Origin of the sequence: Amycolatopsis iheyensis, assembly GCF_024703995.1 — a bacterium.
In the GTDB taxonomy this organism is placed as follows: Bacteria; Actinomycetota; Actinomycetes; order Mycobacteriales; family Pseudonocardiaceae; genus Amycolatopsis; species Amycolatopsis iheyensis.
Genome location: NZ_JAMXQV010000001.1, coordinates 289,073 through 307,301, shown reverse-complemented (window position 1 = coordinate 307,301; position 18,229 = coordinate 289,073). Strand labels below are relative to the sequence as shown.

General features: G+C 72.2%; 17 protein-coding genes. 11 read left to right on the top strand and 6 right to left on the bottom strand.

The window, feature by feature from the left end; genetic code table 11:
* The first annotated feature begins 100 nt into the window (after positions 1–100).
* From M8542_RS01560 to M8542_RS01550, 3 genes are all read left to right on the top strand, one after another.
* A complete protein-coding gene (locus M8542_RS01560; protein WP_257918136.1) occupies positions 101–430 on the top strand; it encodes an aldo/keto reductase in 330 nt (109 codons plus the stop codon).
* 9 nt (positions 431–439) lie between these two features.
* Positions 440–1,315, top strand: coding sequence for an iron-sulfur binding domain-containing protein (locus M8542_RS01555; protein WP_257918135.1), 876 nt, complete (start codon positions 440–442; stop codon positions 1,313–1,315).
* Between the two features lie 63 nt (positions 1,316–1,378).
* Entirely contained in the window at positions 1,379–2,335 is a 957-nt protein-coding gene (locus M8542_RS01550) for a peptidoglycan recognition protein family protein (protein ID WP_257918134.1), read from the top strand.
* A gap of 28 nt (positions 2,336–2,363) precedes the next feature.
* Here M8542_RS01550 and M8542_RS01545 read toward each other — a convergent pair whose 3' ends face one another.
* Positions 2,364–3,110 (bottom strand): alpha/beta fold hydrolase, encoded by a 747-nt coding sequence (locus M8542_RS01545; RefSeq protein WP_257918133.1) that lies wholly within the window; start codon positions 3,108–3,110, stop codon positions 2,364–2,366.
* Positions 3,111–3,185: 75 nt separating this feature from the next.
* On the opposite strand from M8542_RS01545, the gene M8542_RS01540 reads away from it, so the two are divergent.
* Positions 3,186–4,592 (top strand): M1 family metallopeptidase, encoded by a 1,407-nt coding sequence (locus M8542_RS01540; protein WP_257918132.1) that lies wholly within the window; start codon positions 3,186–3,188, stop codon positions 4,590–4,592.
* On the opposite strand, the gene M8542_RS01535 is transcribed toward M8542_RS01540, so the two are convergent.
* Complete coding sequence (locus M8542_RS01535) at positions 4,578–5,960, bottom strand: AAA family ATPase (protein WP_257918131.1); 1,383 nt, start codon at positions 5,958–5,960, stop codon at positions 4,578–4,580. The genes M8542_RS01540 and M8542_RS01535 overlap by 15 nt on opposite strands.
* Positions 5,961–6,011: 51 nt before the next feature.
* Here M8542_RS01535 and M8542_RS01530 point away from each other — a divergent pair, with 51 nt between their 5' ends.
* Positions 6,012–6,323, top strand: coding sequence for an antibiotic biosynthesis monooxygenase family protein (locus M8542_RS01530; RefSeq protein WP_257918130.1), 312 nt, complete (start codon positions 6,012–6,014; stop codon positions 6,321–6,323).
* Entirely contained in the window at positions 6,316–7,134 is an 819-nt protein-coding gene (locus M8542_RS01525) for an SIR2 family NAD-dependent protein deacylase (RefSeq protein ID WP_257918129.1), read from the top strand. Before M8542_RS01530 ends, M8542_RS01525 begins: the two co-directional genes overlap by 8 nt.
* On the opposite strand, the gene M8542_RS01520 is transcribed toward M8542_RS01525, so the two are convergent.
* Positions 7,088–8,182: a hypothetical protein gene (locus M8542_RS01520; protein WP_257918128.1), complete on the bottom strand. Its 1,095-nt coding sequence runs from the start codon at positions 8,180–8,182 to the stop codon at positions 7,088–7,090. The two genes, M8542_RS01525 and M8542_RS01520, sit on opposite strands and share 47 nt — an antisense overlap.
* Before the next feature lie 25 nt (positions 8,183–8,207).
* Positions 8,208–9,167, bottom strand: a complete 960-nt coding sequence (locus M8542_RS01515; RefSeq protein WP_257918127.1) for an endonuclease/exonuclease/phosphatase family protein — start codon at positions 9,165–9,167, stop codon at positions 8,208–8,210.
* A gap of 228 nt (positions 9,168–9,395) precedes the next feature.
* Between M8542_RS01515 and M8542_RS01510 the strand changes: the two genes are divergently transcribed.
* Together M8542_RS01510 and M8542_RS01505 are read left to right on the top strand one after the other, a co-directional pair.
* Positions 9,396–10,373 carry an ATP-binding cassette domain-containing protein gene (locus M8542_RS01510; protein ID WP_257918126.1) on the top strand — a complete coding sequence of 326 codons (978 nt, stop codon included), beginning with the start codon at positions 9,396–9,398 and terminating at the stop codon, positions 10,371–10,373.
* Complete coding sequence (locus tag M8542_RS01505) at positions 10,370–11,176, top strand: ABC transporter permease (RefSeq protein WP_257918125.1); 807 nt, start codon at positions 10,370–10,372, stop codon at positions 11,174–11,176. Before M8542_RS01510 ends, M8542_RS01505 begins: the two co-directional genes overlap by 4 nt.
* A gap of 95 nt (positions 11,177–11,271) precedes the next feature.
* Here the strand turns inward: M8542_RS01505 and M8542_RS01500 are convergent, their stop codons facing one another.
* Positions 11,272–14,436, bottom strand: a complete 3,165-nt coding sequence (locus M8542_RS01500) for an AfsR/SARP family transcriptional regulator (RefSeq protein WP_257918124.1) — start codon at positions 14,434–14,436, stop codon at positions 11,272–11,274.
* Between the two features lie 150 nt (positions 14,437–14,586).
* On the opposite strand from M8542_RS01500, the gene M8542_RS01495 reads away from it, so the two are divergent.
* A complete protein-coding gene (locus M8542_RS01495) occupies positions 14,587–16,020 on the top strand; it encodes a M1 family metallopeptidase (RefSeq protein ID WP_257918123.1) in 1,434 nt (477 codons plus the stop codon).
* A gap of 86 nt (positions 16,021–16,106) precedes the next feature.
* Complete coding sequence (pcp, locus tag M8542_RS01490) at positions 16,107–16,736, top strand: pyroglutamyl-peptidase I (RefSeq protein ID WP_257918122.1); 630 nt, start codon at positions 16,107–16,109, stop codon at positions 16,734–16,736.
* 279 nt (positions 16,737–17,015) lie between these two features.
* On the opposite strand, the gene M8542_RS01485 is transcribed toward pcp, so the two are convergent.
* On the bottom strand, positions 17,016–17,684 hold the full coding sequence (locus M8542_RS01485; RefSeq protein ID WP_257918121.1) for an Ig-like domain-containing protein: 669 nt from the start codon (positions 17,682–17,684) through the stop codon (positions 17,016–17,018).
* Positions 17,685–17,844: 160 nt separating this feature from the next.
* Between M8542_RS01485 and M8542_RS01480 the strand changes: the two genes are divergently transcribed.
* Entirely contained in the window at positions 17,845–18,228 is a 384-nt protein-coding gene (locus M8542_RS01480; RefSeq protein ID WP_257918120.1) for a hypothetical protein, read from the top strand.
* Position 18,229 lies beyond the last annotated feature (1 nt).

Below are 18,229 nucleotides of genomic sequence, written 5' to 3'. Positions count from 1 at the left end.
TTCCGCTTCTCCCGGCTGCGTTCGGCCAATGAGCTGAGCGACCGCGCGCTCGCCCGTACCCCGATGACCCGGTCGTCGCCTCCCAGGGCGGAACCGCGCCGTGATCCCGGTGGCCATGGCGCTCGCCGGCCCAGCCGAGCGAAGACGGCGAGGGAACCTGCGCCGACTCTTCGCCATCGCGGGCGCGGGCCGCGAGGCGGGCGCCGTCGGCGGCGAACACGCGGAGGTGCTCGCCATCGCGAAGGCGCACGAGGCGAGTGCCGCGCAGGTCCGGTCGGCTTGGCTGCTGCACCGGGGCCCGCACGTCCTCGTCATCCCCGGCACCGGCGACCCCGGCCACCTGGCCGACAACGTCGCCGCCGGCCGGCTGCGGCTCACCGAAGACGACCTCGCCCGCCTCGACAAAGTCCACCGCGAAGAGCCGGGTTAACCTCAGCTCGTGTCCGTTGACGCCGAAACCCTGCTCGACTGGTTCGCCACCCACGGCCGCGACCTGCCCTGGCGCGAGCCGGAGTGTTCGGCGTGGGGTGTGCTGGTCAGCGAGATCATGCTCCAGCAGACCCCGGTCGCCCGCGTGCAGCCGATCTGGCACGAATGGATGGCGCGCTGGCCGGTGCCCTCGGCGCTGGCCGCGTCCTCCCAAGGTGAGGTCGTGCGGGCCTGGGGCAAGCTCGGCTACCCGCGGCGGGCGTTGAGGCTGCACGCCGCCGCCGGGGTCATCGCGCAGGAGCACGGCGACGTCGTGCCGTCCGATGTGGACACCCTGCTCGCGCTGCCCGGGATCGGGGCCTACACCGCGCGGGCCGTCGCCGCGTTCGCCTACGGGCGGCGGGCGCCCGTCGTCGACACCAACGTGCGGCGGGTCGTCGCGCGGGCCGTGCACGGGGCCGGGGACGCCGGGCCCGCGTCGAACACCCGCGACATGAACGACGTCGAAGCCCTGCTGCCCGCCGAAGACGCGCCCGCCGCGAAGTTTTCCGCCGCGATCATGGAGCTCGGCGCGCTGATCTGCACCGCACGCACCCCGCGGTGCGCGGATTGCCCGATTTACGGCGAATGCGCGTGGCAGCTGGCCGGCAAGCCCGAGTACGCCGGCCCGGCCAAGCCCGTGCAGAAGTTCGCGGGCACCGACCGGCAGGTCCGCGGGCTGCTGCTGGACGTCCTGCGCGGCAGCGAAGGCCCCGTCGAGAAGGCGCGGCTGGACCTGGTGTGGCACGACGGCGGCCAGCGCGACCGCTGCCTCGACTCCCTGCTCGTCGACGGCCTGCTGGAGCAGACCAGCGGCGGGCTCTTCGCTCTCCCGGGCGAACACTGACGCGTTACGACCAAAGTTGGTCAATAGTTGTCATCGGCGCGAAGCGGAGCTACCTTTTCCCGCATGGTCACTGTTGACCGCCGGACCCTGTTCAAAGCGGGGATGACCGCGACCGCGGCCGGCGCACTGGGGATGACGACCACGGGTACGGCCGCCGCGGCCGTGCCGGCACCGACGATCCACGGTTGCGCCGAGTGGGGCGCGCGGCCCGCCAACGGGCCGATCGTGGTGGAGAACCACAAGCCGACCTACATCGTGGTCCACCACGCCGTCGATCCGCCGATGAACAACGACTTCTCGCTGGCGCGCGCGTTCTACGTCGCGAAGTTCATCCAAGACCTGCACATGGACAAGAACGGCTGGATCGACAGCGGCCAGCAGTTCACGAACAGCCGCGGCGGGTTCGTCACCGAGGGCAGGCACCGCAGCCTGGAGATCCTGCGCGGCGGCACGCAGCACGTCCAGGGCGCGAACGTCGGCAACCACAACAGCGAGGTCATCGGCATCGAGAACGAGGGCCTGTACAGCACGGTCGACGTGCCGCAGGCGCTGTGGGACTCGCTCGTCGGCCTGGTCGCCTACATCGCGCACCAGTACGGCATCGCGCCCGAGTTCATCAAGGGCCACCGCGACTTCAACTCGACCGAGTGCCCCGGCACGGTGCTCTACAACCGGCTGCCGGAGCTGCGGACGGCCGTCGGCCGCGTCCTCGGCGTCTCGGTCGCGCGGGCCGAGGCCGAGTGGCCGCTGCTGAAGCCGGGCGACACGGGCCGTCAGGTGCAGCTCGCCCAGCAGTTCCTGCGCTCGTCCGGGTTCGGCGTGCCGACCGACGGCGTCTTCGGGAAGTCCACAAAGGACGCGGTAGCCGCTTTGTCCGCTCGAGCCGGGCTGCCGCGCCACACGTGCACCGCGACCAAGGTGACCGACGAAACCGGCTTCCTCGGCGCGGACGTCTGGCCGCTGATCGTGCCCTCGGACCGCTCCACGGCGGCCTGGCGAGCAGACCTGACTCGCGCGTAAGCGGCACTTTCCCTACGAAAGTGCCGCTTCAGCGACCGAGAATCTGGCTGAGGAACGCTTCGATCGCGCCCCGGTAGATCTCCGGGGCTTCGTCGTGGGGCAAGTGGGCCGAGCCCGGCACCACCAGGTGCTTCGCGCCCGGCACCCGGTCCGCCAGCATGGCCTGCTGGCCAGGCGGCATCGCCGTGTGCTCGCCTTCCAGCACCAGCAGCGGGCACCGGATCTTGTCCACAGTGGACCAGTAGTCGACGCGGCCCCACTCGGCGGCGATCACGTACAGGTCGGCCAGGTCGGCGACCAGGTGGAACCCGTCCGCCCGCTCCTCGACGCAGTCCGCGAAGTACTCGCCCGCGGCGCCGAAGAACTCGCGGACGTGGTCGAGCGACTCCCACGGCACCGGCCAGCTCTCGAAGTAGCCACGCCAGGTCTCGACCGTCCGGCCGCGCTGGTCCGGCGCGAAGTCCTCCGACACGACCGCGCGCACCAGCTCCGGGTGCCGCGCCGCGGTGGCCCACGCGTGCAGGCCGCCCATCGAATGCCCGATCAGCACCGCCGGGCCGGCGTCGAGGGTCCGCAGCGCCGCGGCGACGTCTTCGGTGAACTGCCCGGTCGTCCACGGCCCGACGCGCGGCGCGTTGCCGTGGCCGCGCGCGTCGAGGCCGTACACCGCGCCATAGGGCCGGAGCCACTCCGCGACCCGCCGCCACGTCCGCGCGCGGCCCATCAGGCCGTGCAACAGGACGATCGGCACGCCGCTGCCGCCGAAACAGAGCACGCGGCCACTTAATCACATCGTGCCTGCTCCGGAACGTGACCGAGTGATCGCTTTCCATCACCTATGGTGGTCACCATGCGCCGACGACTCACCGCCCTCGCCGTCTGCGCCGCGGTCGTCCTCGCCGCGGCGTGCAGCGGTGACGCCGTCACGGGCGCCCCGGCGCCGCCGCCCATGCACCCCACACCGGGCGCGGCCGGCGCCGGTGATCCGTATTACCCCGAAGACGGCAACGGCGGTTACGACGCCCTCGGCTACCAGGTCGGCGTCGCCTACGACCCGCCGAGCGGCCACCTCGACGGCGACACGACCGTCACCGCGAAGGCGACCCAGGACCTCAGCCGCTTCGACCTCGACCTGCGCGGGCTCGACGTCCACAGCGTCGAGGTCGACGGGCAGCCGGCGCGGTTCACCCGCGAGAAGGCGTTCGAGCTGGTGGTGACGCCGCCGGCGCCGATCCGCGCCGGGACGACGTTCCGCACCCGCGTCCGCTACGGCGGCGACCCGGCGAAGACGCCGCACGAGGGCGGCAGCGAGAACGGCTGGCAGCACTCGGCCGACGGCGGCGCGTACATGGTCGGCGAGCCGCACTCGGCGGCGTTCTGGTTCCCGGTGAACGAGACCCCGCGCGACAAGGCGACGTTCACGCTGACCGCGCGCGTCCCGCCGGGCTGGACGGTGCTCTCGAACGGCCGCGAGGGCCCGCCGGGCACCTGGACCGAGCCGAACCCGGTGGCGAGCTACCTGACGACGCTCGCGATCGGTAAGTTCAGCGTCGACAAGTCGACTTTGCCGGACGGGACCCCGGTGGTCTCGGCGTACGCGCCGGGCGCCGAAGCCCACCGCGCGGTCGGCGACCGACTCCCCGAGGTGCTGACGTTCCTGACCGGCAAGTTCGGCCCGTACCCGCAGTCGGCCGCCGGCGGGATCTACCTGAACGAGGACATCCACTTCTCCCTGGAGACGCAGACCCGGCCGACGTACGCGAAGTGGGCCGACCTGCCGACGCTGGTGCACGAGAACGCCCACCAGTGGTTCGGCGACTCGGTCTCCCTGAAGGACTGGTCGGACATCTGCCTGAACGAGTGCTTCGCGTCGTACGCGCAGTGGCTGTGGGCGGAGCGCGAAGGCCAGAACCTGGACGACCGCTACCGCGCGGCGATCGAGATCACCCACGGCAGCACGGACTTCTGGGCGCAGAAGCTGGTCGGCATGGGCCAGGGCCACGAGTTCGAGGGTGTCTACAACAAGGGCATCCTGGCGCTGCACGCTTTGCGCCGCGAAATCGGCGACCCGGCGTTCGACCGCCTCCTGCACGACTGGCCGGCCCGCTACCGCCACGGCAACGCCGGCTGGGCCGACTTCGAGGCCATGGCGGCGCAGGTCAGCGGCAAGAACCTGCGGCAGTTCTTCGACGCGTGGTTCCGCGGCACGACGTTGCCCGCGGATGCCGATCTCTACCCGGGCTCACTGCGGAGCTGAGCTCCCCAGCAAGGACCGCGTCAACGCACTCCGCGCATCCTGCATCTCCCGCAACGCCGCCGAAAGCTCCTCGTCACCCACCACGACGTCCTCCTCCGGCCGGGCCGCCAGCGCCAGCAGCGAAGCCCGCCGCAGCAGCTCCTTCGCGAACGACGCCGTCACGCCCTCCGTCGCGGCCACCACCGGGGCCAGGTCCGCCGTCAGCTTCAGCCCGCGCGCGTACAGCCGCAGCAGTGCTTCGCGGCCCGCCGCGTCCGGGAGCGGGATCTCCACCGCCAGGTCCACCCGGCCCGGGCGGTCGGCCAGCGCGCGCTCCAGCTCGCTCGCGCGGTTGGTCGTCAGCAGGAACGTCACGTCGGCGTCGCCGCCCACGCCGTCCATCGCGTCGAGGAGCGTGAACAGCAGGGGCTGGACCTGCGGGCCGTAGCTGCGGTCCTGGGCGATCAGGTCGACGTCCTCCAGCACGACCACGCTCGGCTGCAGCCGCCGCGCCAGCTCCGCCGCCTTCGCCACGAACCGCATCGCCGTGCCGGTCAGGATGACGACCGTCGTCTCCGGCAGGCGGCCCATCAGGTACCGCACCGTGTGCGTCTTGCCGGTGCCGGGCGGGCCGTGCAGCAGCAGCCCGCGCTTGAGGTGCTGCCCGGCGGCCAGCAGCCGCTCGCCGTGCCGCGCGATGCCGATCGTGTGCCGCTCGATCGCGTCGAGCACGCCGTCCGGCAGCACGACCTCGTCGCCCCGCAGCCGGGGCCGCGGCAGGAACGTCAGCAGCTCGTTGCCGCGGTTCTCGCTGGTGCCGAAGGCCAGGACCTGCCCGCGCAGGAGGTCGTGCTCGACCATCAGCCGCTCGACGCGGTCGCGTGCCCCGGTGGCGATCACCCGCGACGTCGCGAGCACCTCCAGCCGGCACTGTTCCTGCCCCCACTGCGGGTTCGCGCCCCGCACCGCGAGCAGCACCGGCTCACCGCCCGGCGCGTACGTGCCGACGAGCCCGAGCTGCACCGCTTCGGTCGCGGTGTCCGGGCCGATCGCCGTCGTCGTGTAGTCGACCGAGCCGAGCTCGTACATCCCCTGCTTGCGGGCGATGGCGAGCATCCCGATCAGGTCCTCGTGCGTGCGCTGGCCACCCGCGATGCCGAACCAGTCGACCGCCGTGCCGTGCTCGGCCAGGTAGGCGTCGACGCTGCGCTGGATGTTCGCGTGCTCCCACATCGCCCAGTTGCGGGTCACCACCACCACGTCCGACAGCGGCGCCCCCAGGTGCCCGGTCACCCGCTCGATCAGTTCGCTGCCCCGCTCGCCGGCGACCTCGCCGGCGGCGGCGTGGACGATCCGGGCCAGGTCCGCCGCAAGCTCCGCGCTCCCCATGGGATTCACAGTGGCACGGATCACAGTGCCCCGACAACTACGCTGGGACCCATGAGTGTCGTGAAGATCAACGCGATCGAGGTTCCCGAAGGCGCCGGACCGGAGCTGGAGAAGCGGTTCGCCGCGCGAATGCACTCCGTCGACCAGCAGCCGGGCTTCCTCGGGTTCGAGCTGCTGCGCCCGGTTTCCGGCGAGACGCGCTACTTCGTCTACACGAAGTGGGAGACCGAGGAGCACTACCAGGCGTGGGCCAAGGGCGGCCCGGCCGCGGCGGCGCACTCCGGCGAGCGGGCCAAGCCGGTGTCCACCGGCGCCAACCTGCTGGAGTTCGAGGTCGTCCTCGGTTCGCAGCCGGGTGAGTGACGCGCTCGAGCGGGCCGCGGAGCTCCTGACCGGCGCCGGCGCGCTGCTGATCTGCGCCGGCGCCGGCATGGGCGTCGACTCCGGGCTGCCGGACTTCCGCGGCGGCGAGGGGTTCTGGCGCGCGTACCCGCCGTATGCCCGGCTCGGGCTGCGGTTCGAGGAGCTGGCCGACCCGCGGCACTTCGCCGACGACCCCGAGCTGGCCTGGGGCTTCTACGGGCACCGGCTGGCGCTGTACCGGAAAACGGTGCCGCACCAAGGGTTCAGCCTGCTGCTCGGCTTCGCCCCGGAAGTGCGCGTGTTCACGTCCAATGTGGACGGCCAGTTCCAGAAGGCGGGCTTCGAGCACGTCGCCGAAGCGCACGGCTCGATCCACCACCTCCAGTGCCTTTCCGGGTGCACCGATCAGATCTGGCCGGCCGCCGAAGACGTCGTCATCGACCCCGAAACCATGCGGGCCGTGCCGCCGCTGCCGGCGTGCCCGCGGTGCGGCGGACTCACGCGGCCCAACATCCTGATGTTCGGCGACTTCTCGTGGGTGCCGGACCGCAGCCAGGCCCAGCTCGACGAGCTGACCGCGTGGCGCCGGACCGCGCGCGACCTGGTCGTGGTGGAACTGGGCGCGGGCCAGGCGGTCCCGACGGTCCGGCGTTACAGCGAGCTGGCCAGCGCCGCGACCGGCGCGTTGATCCGGATCAACCCACGGGAGCCGGAAATCCGGCACGGCCGCGGGGTGTCGATCGCGGCCGGTGCGCTGGAGACGCTCACGAAGCTGGCCGCAGCCACAGATCCCGGTTCCCGGCGAGCATGACCCGGCCGTCGGTCAGCGTCGCGGCCACGCGCACCGGGGACTCCGCGCAGCCCAGGTCGCCGCGCTGCCAGCCCTGACCGGCCCGGACCAGCACCGCCGAACACGAGCGCGGGCGCGCGTTCACCGGCACCTGTTCGAACGTCCGCGTCGCCAGGACGGGATTCCCGTGCGCGTCCAGCGTGCCCGCCACCACCCCACCGGGACCCGGTATGTCCACTGTGGACCAGGCGCCCGGCTTGCCGGTGACCACGAACGGTTTCTGCGTGTGGCCGTCCGTGGTCTCGCCGTAGAGCAGCCACTGCCCGGCGACCGGCAGGATGCCGTATACCAGCGTTTCGTCCGACGGCGTCGCCGGCTCCGACAGCGTCCAGCTGCCGCCGCCGTCGTGGGACGCCCAGAGCTGCAGCCGCGGGTTCGAATAGCCGGCCGCGAGCAGCTCGGATCCGGCCGCCGCCACCGAGTTCGGTCCGTTCGCGCCACCCACGCCCGGCGCGAGCGGCAGCACGACCGTGCGTTCCGTCCTGCCCCCGTCGTCCGACACCCAGGCCACCGGCCGGGTCGTCTGCCCGTCGAGGAACGCCGTCCCGACCGCCACCAGGTTGCCGCCCGAACGCGCCAGCGCCCGCACGTCCCGCCGGCCACGCAGTTCGCCCAGCTCCGTGACGGTGCCGCCGGTGTCCCGGTGCGAGAACTTCGTGCGGACCCCGGACACCGAACCGTCCGGCTCCGGCACCGCGGCGATCGCCGGCAGGCCGCCGCCGATCGGGCCGATCCGCAACGCCGCGCAGTCCGCCCCACCGGTCCAGTTCACGTTGAGCATGCGGTTGCCGGTCGCGTAGTCGCCGATGCCGAGCACGCAGCCGCCCACCGGGACCAGGCCGGTGAGCCCGCCGGTCGTGGGAATCCAGTCGGTGTCGGACGGGAACTCCACCGCGCCCGCGTGCGCGGCGAACCCCAGCGCGCTCTTCGGGCCGTCGTCCGCCGGGGCCGCCGTGGACTGACCGCAGGCGGCGGCCAGCAAGACCAGGGCGAGCACGAGTCTTCGCATACCGGTCAGCCTGCCAGGAACACGGTCACGGCAAGCGCACTTCGGCGAACACCGCCCGGTGATCGCTGCCCGCGACGCCGAACACGCGGTAGTCCAGCACCGCCGCCCGGTTGTCGACCGCGAGGTGGTCGATCGTCACCACCGGCGACGACGCCGGCCACGTCGGCGTCAGCCCCGAGCCGCGGGCCTCCGCCGCGTCGTTGTAGCCGCGGGACAGCACGGTCCGGTACGCCGCGTGGTCGAGCGTCGCGTTGAAGTCGCCGGCCAGGATCCGCAGGCCGTGCTCACCGGACGCGCGCGAGAGGTCCTTGATCTCGCGCTCCCACTGCGGGGTGTCGACGTCCGGGGAGATCGGGTGGACGGCGACGATCTCGGCCACCACGCCGTCGCCGAGGTCGGCCTGCGCGCCCGGCTGCTTGGCCGCCGAGTCACCGGTCAGGTTGACCTCCTTCAACGGGAACCGCGACACGATCCCCGAGCCGAACGCGCCGGGCGCCGGGTGCAGCACCCGGTACGGCAGCGCCTGGAACAACCCGGCCGCGGTCAGGCCGTCGACCGCGCGGGGCGTCAGCTCGACCAGGTTCAGCACGTCGATCCGCTGCTCGCGCACCAGGTCGACGACGGCCTTCGGCTCCGCCTGGCCGTAGAGCAGGTTGGAGGCGAGCACCCGCAGTGTCTTGCCGTGCACGTCCCGTTGCTCGCTCGCCGACAGCCGGGGCGCCACGACGACGGCCAGCGCGACCGCCAGCAGCAGCGCGATCCCCCCGATCCACCAGCGCCGCAACACCAGCGCCAGCACGCCGGCCAGCACGCCCGCGGCCGCCACGAACGGCGTCAGCGCCAGCGCGATCAGCGTGTACCAGTCGCCGTCGTAGCCGATCAGGCGCAGCGCGGCGACGCCGGCCAGCGGCACCAGCGGCACCACCAGCAGGGCCGTGACCAGCGGGTTCTTCCGCCGGACGCGCGTCTCTTCCGCAACGGTCATGTGCCGAGTATGCCGAGGTGATCGCCGGGCGGCCCGGGCACCGACAACTCCTCCACAAGATCTCCACCAGCGCCTGCCAGCCGCTGCCAGCGCGCTGTGCGTGCGCTGCCAGCGCTGTCCGCCAAAGTCGTCGTCAGACAGCGACAGTGTTTTCTGGGGCCCAGCCCCAGACCCCGGGCCGGGGGCGAGCCCCCTGGACCCCCAAAGGCAGTTGGAGGAGGAACGCCCATGTCGCACGCGATCCAGGCCGAGGGCCTGGTCAAACACTTCGGGGACACCAAGGCGCTCGACGGGGTGGACCTCGAGGTCCCGTTCGGGCAGGTCGTGGGGGTGCTCGGGCCGAACGGCGCGGGCAAGACGACCGCCGTCCGCATCCTGGCCACCCTGATGAAACCCGACGCCGGCAGAGCCACCGTCGGGGGCTTCGACGTCGTCACCGACCCGGTGCGGGTCCGCAGCCTGATCGGCCTGACCGGGCAGTACGCGTCGGTCGACGAGGACCTCAACGGGATCGAGAACCTCGTCCTGATCGGACGGTTGTACGGCCACTCGCGCGCCCAGTCCAAGGCGAAGGCGGTCGAGCTGATCGAGCGGTTCGAGCTGACCGCCGCGGCCAAGCGGCCGGTGCGGACCTACTCCGGCGGCATGCGCCGCCGGATCGACCTGGCGGCCAGCCTCGTCGGCGGGCCCGAGGTGCTCTACCTCGACGAGCCGACCACCGGGCTCGACCCGCACGCCCGCAACGAGGTCTGGGACGTCGTGCGCAACCTCGTCGCCGAGGGCGCGACGGTGCTGCTGACCACGCAGTACCTGGAAGAGGCCGACCAGCTGGCCGACAAGATCACCGTGTTCGACCACGGCCGCGTCGTCGCCGACGGCCGCGCCGACGAGCTCAAGCGCCGCGTCGGCGGGCAGACGCTGCAGGTCCGGCCGACCCAGCTGTCCGACATGGACGCCGTCAACCGGATCCTCGGCGACCTCTCCGGCGTCCGGCCCACCCGCGACGACGCGACCGGCCTGCTCACCGCACCGGTCAACGACCCCGTCCTGCTGTCCACTTTGGTCCGCAAGCTGGACGAAGCCGGGATCACCGCCGACGAGCTGGCGCTGCGGCTGCCCAGCCTCGACGAGGTGTTCCTCGCCCTCACCGGGCACACCGCCGAACAGACCACTGAGGACAAGACCCTCGAAGGGAGCCTGGCATGACGACGCTGGCGCTCGACCGCCCGGCCCCGCCGCGGCACATCAGCCCCGCCAAAGGGTTCCAGCACGCGCTTTCGCTGGCGTGGCGCGGCATCCTGAAGATCCGCAAGAACCCCGAACAGCTCGCCGACGTCACCCTGATGCCGATCATCTTCCTGGTGATGTTCGTGTACCTGTTCGGCGGCGCGCTGTCCGGCTCGACCGACGCCTACCTGCAGCTGGTCGTCCCGGGCATCATCGTGATGAACATCCTGCAGGCGTGCCTGACCGTGGGCACGAACCTCAACACCGACATCACCAAGGGCGTGTTCGACCGGTTCCGCAGCATGCCGATCGCCCGGTCGGCACCGCTGATCGGCGCGGTGCTCGCCGACGTCGTGCGGTACGTCGTCTGCCTGACCGTGCTGATGGTCGTCGCGACGATCATGGGCTACCGGATCGCGACCAGCCCCGGCGAGTTCGTCGTGGCGATCCTGCTGGCGCTGGCGTTCGGGCTCTGCTTCTGCTGGGGCTCGGTGTTCGTCGGCATGGTGATGAAGTCGCCGGGCGCGGCGCAGGCCCTGATGTTCGTCTTCATCATGCCGCTGACCTTCGGCAGCAACGTGTTCGTGCAGACGTCCACGATGCCGGGCTGGCTGCGGGCCTGGGCGGACATCAGCCCGGTCAGCCTGATGGCGAACGCGTTGCGCGGCCTGATGAACGGCGGCCCGGTCGCCGGCCCGCTGGCCGGGGCGCTGGCCTGGATGGCCGGCGCGGTGGTCGTGTTCTTCCCGCTGGCCACTTGGGCGTACCGCCGGCGGGTGTGATGGGGGGACGGCGCCGGTTCACGGGGGTGACCCGCGCCAGCAGGTCGTGAGTGTTCAGGGCGGTTCTAACCGCCCTGAACACTCACGACCTTTTTTCAGTCCAGTTCGGACAGCAGCCAGGCGATGATGTCCTTTTTGGGCACCGCGCGCGCTTCTTCGTACCGCGCGTCGTAGTCCGGCACGGCGGCGCGCAGGTCTTCGATGAGCGCGCGGACCTCGGGGCTGCCGCGGTCGAGCCGGCCGCGGATGGCGGCCGACGCGGCGAGCACCCGGACCGCCGTCTCGGGCCGGCCCTGGTGCGCGCGGACGATCGCCAGCAGTTCCACCGCGCCGGCCAGGTCGGGCATGTCACCACGCGCGTTCGTCGCCCGGATCGCGACGGCGGCGTGCGGTTCCGCTTCGTCCGCACGGTCCTGCGCCAGCAGGATCCGCGCCTCGAAGGCGTGCACGAACTCGTCGCCGATGCCGCCGGGGAACCAGTCGTCGCCACCCATCGCGGCCACCCGGTCCAGGCCGGCCCGCGCCTCGGCCAGCCGGCCCGTGCGCAGCAGCAGCTCGAGCCGGCCGAACATCAGCATCGCCTGCTGCTGCGGGTTCATGATGTCGGCGCCGTAGCGCTCCGCGGCTTCCTGGTCGCGCCACGCGCCTTCGAAGTCCCCGGTGCGCGCCCGTTCGACGGCCAGCCGCCACCAGTGCTGCACCGCGTCTTCCTGCGAGCGCAGCTCGATCGAGAGCGCCAAGCCACGCTGGTAGGTCTCGATGGCCTTGGCGCTGTCGCCGTCCTGCGAAAGCGCGTACGCCTTGAAGCTCAACGTCATCGCGATGCCCCAGCGGTCGCCGACCGCTTCGAACCCGGCGTGGGCCAGCTCCCGCGCCCGGTCCGCGCCTTCGACGTCGCCCGCGTCGTCGAGCAGGAAGCTTTCCACCCAGTGCGCCCCCGCGCGGGTCCAGCCGTCCGCGCTCCGCCCGGCGCGCGCCACCTCGCGGGCGGCGATTTCGCGGTCACCACCGAGGAAGGCGAGCATCGGCAGGGCCACCGCGAGCCCGGGATAACGCTCCACGGCGTTGGTGCGCGCGCATTCGTCGACCAGCCGGAGGATCTCGTCCTGGTCCGAGCGCACCGGGATCGCGTCCATCAGGTAGACGAGCGCCCGGTAGGACGCCGAGACCGCCGGTGGCAGCCGGTCGCCGAACTCGAGGGTCTCGCGGATCAGGCCGCCGACCCGGCCACCCTGGCCGAGGATGGTCAGGTACCAGAACATGCCGTCCAGCAACGCGACCGCGTTGTCCACATCGGACATCTCGATCGCGCCGCGCAGGGCCGCGACCATGTTCGCGCTCTCGGTCTCGTACTGGTCGATCGCGCCCAGCTGGTCGGCGGTGCGCAGGACCGGCTCCAGCCGCTGCGCGAGCTCGGCGTAGTACGCGGCCATCGCCCGGCGGATCCGGTCGTGCTCACCCGACTCGACGAGCCGCTCGGTGGCGTAGGCACGCAGCGTTTCGAGCATCCGGTAGCGCGGCTCGCCCCGGCCGGTGTCCACGGTGTCCACAATCGACTTCTCGACCAGGCTGCCGAGCACGTACGGCACGTCGGCGGCCGGCAGCAGCTCGTCCGCGCAGACGGCCTCGATCGGGCCCGCCTCGGCGCCGCCGGCGAACACCGCGAGCCGCCGCGCCAGCACCAGCTCGGCTTCGGTCAGCAGGTCCCAGCTCCACTCGACGACCGCGCGCAGCGTCCGCTGCCGCGGCAGCGCCGTGCGGCTGCCCGAGGTGAGCAGCCGGAACCGGTCGCCGAGCCGGCCGGCGATCTGGGCCACGGTCATCGACCGCAGCCGCGCCGCGGCCAGCTCCAGGGCCAGCGGCATCCCGTCGAGCCGGCGGCAGATCTCGCCGACGTGGTCCACAGTGGACTCATCGAGCACGAAGTCGGGACGGACGGCGGCCGCCCGATCGAGGAACAGCCGCGTCGAGTCGAGCTCGGCGGCTTCGGCGGGCGCGGCGCGTTCGGCGGGCACCGGCAGCGGGCCGAGCGGGCACAGGGTTTCGCCGGTGATGGCCAGCGGCTCGCGGCTGGTGGCCAGGATCCGCAGCCGCGGCGCCCGCTGCAGCAGCTCGTCGGCGAGCCGGGCGGCCGCGTCGACGACGTGTTCGCAGTTGTCCAGCACCAGCAGCGCTTCCGCACCGCCGAGCACCTCGACCGCCTGCTCCAGCGGGTCGAGCGGCCGGCGGTGGACGTCGGTCTCGGTGCTGCGGATGTCGCGGACCTCCAACGCGCCCAGCAGCGTGCCCGCGAGGTCGTCCGGGTCGCGGACGCCGGCCAGCGCGGCGAACCAGACGCGGCCGTGCTGCTGGGCCGGGTGCCGCGACGCCGCTTCGGTGGCCAGCCGGGTCTTGCCCGCCCCGCCCGGGCCGATCAGCGTGACGAGCCGGGCCCCGCCGAGCAGCTCGGCCAGCAGCTTGAGCTCGTCTTCGCGGCCGACGAAGGTGGTCAGCCGGGTCGGCAGCCGGTCGGTCACCGGCGACGGCGGCGCGAACTCGCCGCGCAGCGCGGCGAGGTGGATCTCCCGCAGCTCGGCCGACGGGTCGACACCGAGCTGGTCGGCCAGGGTGCGGCGGAGCGTGTCGTAGACGGTCAGCGCCTCCGACTGCCGCCCGGCCGCGCACAACGCCCGGATCCGCAGCCCGGCGAGCCGCTCGCGCAGTGGTTCGGCCTCGGCCGCGGCCGACAGGTCGGCGAGGACGTCGGCGTGCTCGCCCAGCCGGATCAGGGCTTCGAACCGGTCCTCGGCCGCTACGGCCCGCAGGTCGGTGAGCCGCCGGGCGGGCGCGGGCGCGAACGGCGCGTCGAGGACGTCGGCGAGCGCGGCGCCCTGCCACAGCGCGAGGGCTTCGGCGAGCAGCTCGGCCGCGTGCGTGTCCCGGCCCGCGGCCAGCTCGCGGCGCCCTTCGGCGGCGAGGCGTTCGAAGCGCTCGGCGTCGACGTCCTCGCGGGCCAGCCCGAGCCGGTAACCGCCCGGCCCGGATTCGACCGCCACCGGCAGGGCCTTGCGCAGCCGCGAGACCAGGGACTGCAGGGCGTTGGCCGCGTCGGCGGGTGGCTCGCCGCCCCAGAGCCCGTCGACGAGGGTGTCGGCCGGCACGGCCCGGCCGGCGTCGAGGGCGAGCCTGGCCAGGAGCATGCGCAGGCGGGCGCCGCCGATGTCGATCGGGGTGCCGTCGTCTCGGGTCGCCCGCAGCGGGCCCAGCAGCGCAACGCGCATGCGTCCAGCTTTCCAGACGGCGACCGGGTGGCGGGGCGGGCCGACGGAAGTGCTGAATATCCGGACAAATACGACGCGCACTGCCGAAGGATGCAGTGCTGGCGATACGTTGCGGGACGAGGTCCAACCCCCAGACGGACAGGAGCCTTCATGAGGGGACAGAAAACGGTCGTGCTCGCGACGGCCGTCGTCACCAGCCTCTGCCTCGGCACCGGCATCGCGGCCGCGGGCGACGGCTGGGGCTCCGGCAAGCCCGGCAGCGACGGCGCCGGCGACAGCTACTACCCGCAGGACGGCAACGGCGGCTACGACGTCGCCGACTACAACCTGAAGGTGACCTACGACCCCGCGTCGCACCAGCTCACCGGGCTGCAGGACATCTCCGCCCGCGCGACGCAGGCGCTCAGCTCGTTCAACCTGGACCTGCGCGGCCTGACCGTCGACTCGGTGAAGATCGACGGGCGCGACGCGAAGTTCAGCCGCACCGGGGACCACGAGCTCGTGATCACGCCGGCGCGCACGCTGCGCCGCGGCGAGCGCTTCGAGGCCAAGATCGCTTACCACGGCGTGCCCGCGCCGATCGACGACCCGGCGCTCGGCAACAACGGCTGGCAGTACGCCCAGGCGGGCGGCGCGTTCGCCGCCGGCGAGCCGAAGTCGGCCACGACCTGGTACCCGGTCAACGACACACCGCTCGACAAGGCCACGTTCCACCTCGCGATCACCGTGCCCGACGAGTGGGGCGTGATCGCCAACGGCCGCGAGAAGCCGTCGATCAAGACCCCGAAGGGCACCACGCACGTCTGGGCCGAGGAAACGCCGATCGTGCCGTACATGACGACGGTCGCGATCGACAAGTGGACCTTCGACCGCCAGAAGCGCAAGGACGGCACCCCGATCGTCAGCGCGTTCGCCCCCGGCGTCCCCGACTCGACGAAGCAGGCCGAAGCGCGGCTGCCGGAGATCCTCGACTTCCTCGAGTCGAAGTTCGGCAAGTACCCGATCGACGCGGCGGGCGGCATCTTCCTCAACGAGCAGATCGGCTTCTCGCTGGAGACGATGAGCCGGCCGATCTACTCCGCGGGCTGGGCCGGCACGGTGCCGACGATCGTCCACGAGAACGCCCACCAGTGGTACGGCGACTCGGTGGCGGTCGAGCACTGGAAGGACGTCTGCCTCAACGAGTGCTTCGCGTCGTACGCGACGTGGCTCTGGGACGAGGCGCAGGAGGGCGTCGACCTGAACAAGCAGTACGCGGACGACGTCAAGAAGGCGTCGACGGCGTTCTGGAACGGCAAGCTCTACGACATGGGCGCCGGCAACGAGTTCACGTACGTGTACTCGAAGGGCCCGATGATGCTGCACGCGCTGCGCAACTACGTCGGCGAGCAGGCGTTCTCCCGGGTCCTTTCGACCTGGCCGGCGCTGCACCGCAACGGGAACGCGAGCATGCAGGAATTCCAGCGCTACACCGAGAAGGTCGCGCACAAGAACCTCCAGGGGTTCTTCGACGCGTGGGTCTACGGCGCCGGCAAGCCGGCCGACCAGTACCTCTTCCCGGGTGGTCTGAAGCCCGCCGCCTGAGTTCGACCCTTCGTGAGGGCCACCCTGCCGTCGTAGGGTGGCCCTCACGGCGTTCGGCGTTCGGCGTTCCGGTTCGGGGAGGGTGCATGGCCAAGGTGCTGTTGACGGGGTTCGAGCCGTTCGGCGGCGAGCCGGTGAACCCGTCGTGGCAGGCGGTTTCCCTGGTCGGCGCCCGCCGCGACGACGTCGCCGCGGTGGAGCTGCCGTGCGCGTTCGAGGCGTCGCTGCCGGCGTTGCGGGCCGCGGTCGAGGAGCACCGGCCTTCGCTGGTCGTGTGCGTCGGCCAGGCGGGTGGCCGGCTCGAGGTGAGCTTGGAGCGCGTCGCGATCAACCTGATCGACGCCCGCATCCCGGACAACGCGGGCGCGCAGCCGGTGGACGTCCCGGTGGTGCCCGGCGCGCCCGCGGCGTACTTCACGTCGTTGCCGGTGAAGGCGTGCGTGGCGGCGATCCGCGCGGCGGGCGTCCCGGCGGCGGTCTCCCACACCGCGGGGACGTACGTGTGCAACCAGGTGTTCTACGGCCTGCGGCATCATTTTTCCGAGTTGCGCGGCGGTTTCGTGCACGTCCCGTTCAGCCCGGAGCAGGTCGCGGCGTCGGGCAAGCCCGGCGCTTCACTGGGCGTGGACCGGGTGGCGGTCGCGCTGGAGGTCCTGGTGGACACGGCGCTGAAGACGACGGAGGACCTGGCCGTCACCGGCGGCGCGGAGCATTGACCTTTCCTCTGCCGCGGGTTCGAGAGCAAAAGAATGTCCTCGCCGGACGGGCAGGCTCTGGGATGGCCTCTCTCTTGCCGCTGTCGCCTCACCTTTGAGAGGTGGGCCGCTGGGTGGTCATCCCGTCGCCTGATTGAGGCCTATCACTTTGAGCCGGGCCCGCAAGCTTGGCCTCTCGTCCTGCTCTGGGCGGGTGGTTGCGGGCCCGGCTCAAAGTGATTTCACGGCCTCAGGCGACGGGATGACCACCCGGCTCCTTCATGGGGCGTGCGCGCCCGGCTAGCCGCCGCGGCCGGTGAGTTCGACGAACGCCGCCGGGCCCGGGACGTTGTGCCGCACCGTCAAATCCGCCACCCGATCACCGACGCCGAGCGGCGTGAAGCGCACCACCAGCGTGCACCGCCTGCCTGGCACCACATCGCGGCCGACGCACGCGCTTGCGTCCACCGCGAACTCGGCGTCGTCCAGCTCGGCTCCGGTCACCCGCAGGGCACTCGCGCCGACGCTGCGGACCGCCACCGTGCACGTCGTCGTCGTGCCGACCGGGGTGGTGCCGCACGTGACCGATGCCGGGACGAGCACCCGCGGTGCCGCGTCACCCGCGTCCGGCACCACCGGGAACGTCGCCGGGCGGCCGCGGGCGAGGTCGAGCACCGTCACGCCGGTGACCGTCAGGGTCAACGCGCCCGCGGCCAGCAGCACGATCGCGATCGCCTTGATGCCGCGCGCCGCGCTGGCGTCCTTGGCCGTGAAGCCGCCGGCCGCGAGGACCGTGACCAACAGCGTCGAAATCAGCGTCGCGTTCGGGCCGGCGCCGATCGCGGCCGGGACCAGCGCGCCGAGCAGCGACGCCGCGACCGTGACGCCGAAACCGGTCCAGGAGAAGCGTTTCGCCTCGCGCAGCCGCGTCCGCACGGTCGGCGCGCGAGGCTTCGTGACGGTGCTCATGCAGGTAAGAGCGCCGGCCGTCGCGGGCAGGTACGAGATTCGCCCGTTCGGCGGTACGGCGGCCCTCCCGTGATCTGGGGCACACCACCCGCGAATCACCCTGCCGGGCGATCGAACGGTGTTTACATGGCGGGACGCCCGCCCGAACAAGAGGTGAACGATGATCGGTTTCGAGACCGACCTGCAGGATCTCCGGGACTCCGCCCGCGCGCTGCTGGAGGCCGCGGGGGCCGCGGAAACCGCGTCCAATGGCCTGCGCGGCCAGGACGTCCCGCTGACCTCGGACGGCGGCGGCGGCCTCTTCGGCGGCATCACCGGGATGCTGCCCGCGCACAACGCCTTCGGGCGGTCGCTGGGCATGCCGGTGGTCGCCAAGGCCTACAACGACCACCTGGCCAAGATCCAGAAGCTGGTCGCGCAGCTGCACGAGACCACGCAGGACACCGGCCGCGCGCTGATGTCCGTCGCGGACCTGTACGAGCAGGCCGACGAAGACGCGAAGCAGCGCGTGCACCGCGCGGCCGCGAACCTGGAAGGGAACTGAG

Excerpts from the sequence above, each read along its gene's own strand:
- M8542_RS01550 (WP_257918134.1), top strand. The coding sequence starts at position 1,379 with ATGGTCACTGTTGACCGCCGGACCCTGTTCAAAGCGGGGATGACCGCG.
- M8542_RS01540 (WP_257918132.1), top strand. The coding sequence starts at position 3,186 with ATGCGCCGACGACTCACCGCCCTCGCCGTCTGCGCCGCGGTCGTCCTC.
- M8542_RS01535 (WP_257918131.1), bottom strand. The coding sequence starts at position 5,960 with ATGGGGAGCGCGGAGCTTGCGGCGGACCTGGCCCGGATCGTCCACGCC.
- M8542_RS01530 (WP_257918130.1), top strand. The coding sequence starts at position 6,012 with ATGAGTGTCGTGAAGATCAACGCGATCGAGGTTCCCGAAGGCGCCGGA.
- M8542_RS01520 (WP_257918128.1), bottom strand. The coding sequence starts at position 8,182 with ATGCGAAGACTCGTGCTCGCCCTGGTCTTGCTGGCCGCCGCCTGCGGT.
- M8542_RS01515 (WP_257918127.1), bottom strand. The coding sequence starts at position 9,167 with ATGACCGTTGCGGAAGAGACGCGCGTCCGGCGGAAGAACCCGCTGGTC.
- M8542_RS01510 (WP_257918126.1), top strand. The coding sequence starts at position 9,396 with ATGTCGCACGCGATCCAGGCCGAGGGCCTGGTCAAACACTTCGGGGAC.
- M8542_RS01505 (WP_257918125.1), top strand. The coding sequence starts at position 10,370 with ATGACGACGCTGGCGCTCGACCGCCCGGCCCCGCCGCGGCACATCAGC.
- M8542_RS01500 (WP_257918124.1), bottom strand. The coding sequence starts at position 14,436 with ATGCGCGTTGCGCTGCTGGGCCCGCTGCGGGCGACCCGAGACGACGGC.
- M8542_RS01495 (WP_257918123.1), top strand. The coding sequence starts at position 14,587 with ATGAGGGGACAGAAAACGGTCGTGCTCGCGACGGCCGTCGTCACCAGC.
- pcp (WP_257918122.1), top strand. The coding sequence starts at position 16,107 with ATGGCCAAGGTGCTGTTGACGGGGTTCGAGCCGTTCGGCGGCGAGCCG.
- M8542_RS01485 (WP_257918121.1), bottom strand. The coding sequence starts at position 17,684 with ATGAGCACCGTCACGAAGCCTCGCGCGCCGACCGTGCGGACGCGGCTG.
- M8542_RS01480 (WP_257918120.1), top strand. The coding sequence starts at position 17,845 with ATGATCGGTTTCGAGACCGACCTGCAGGATCTCCGGGACTCCGCCCGC.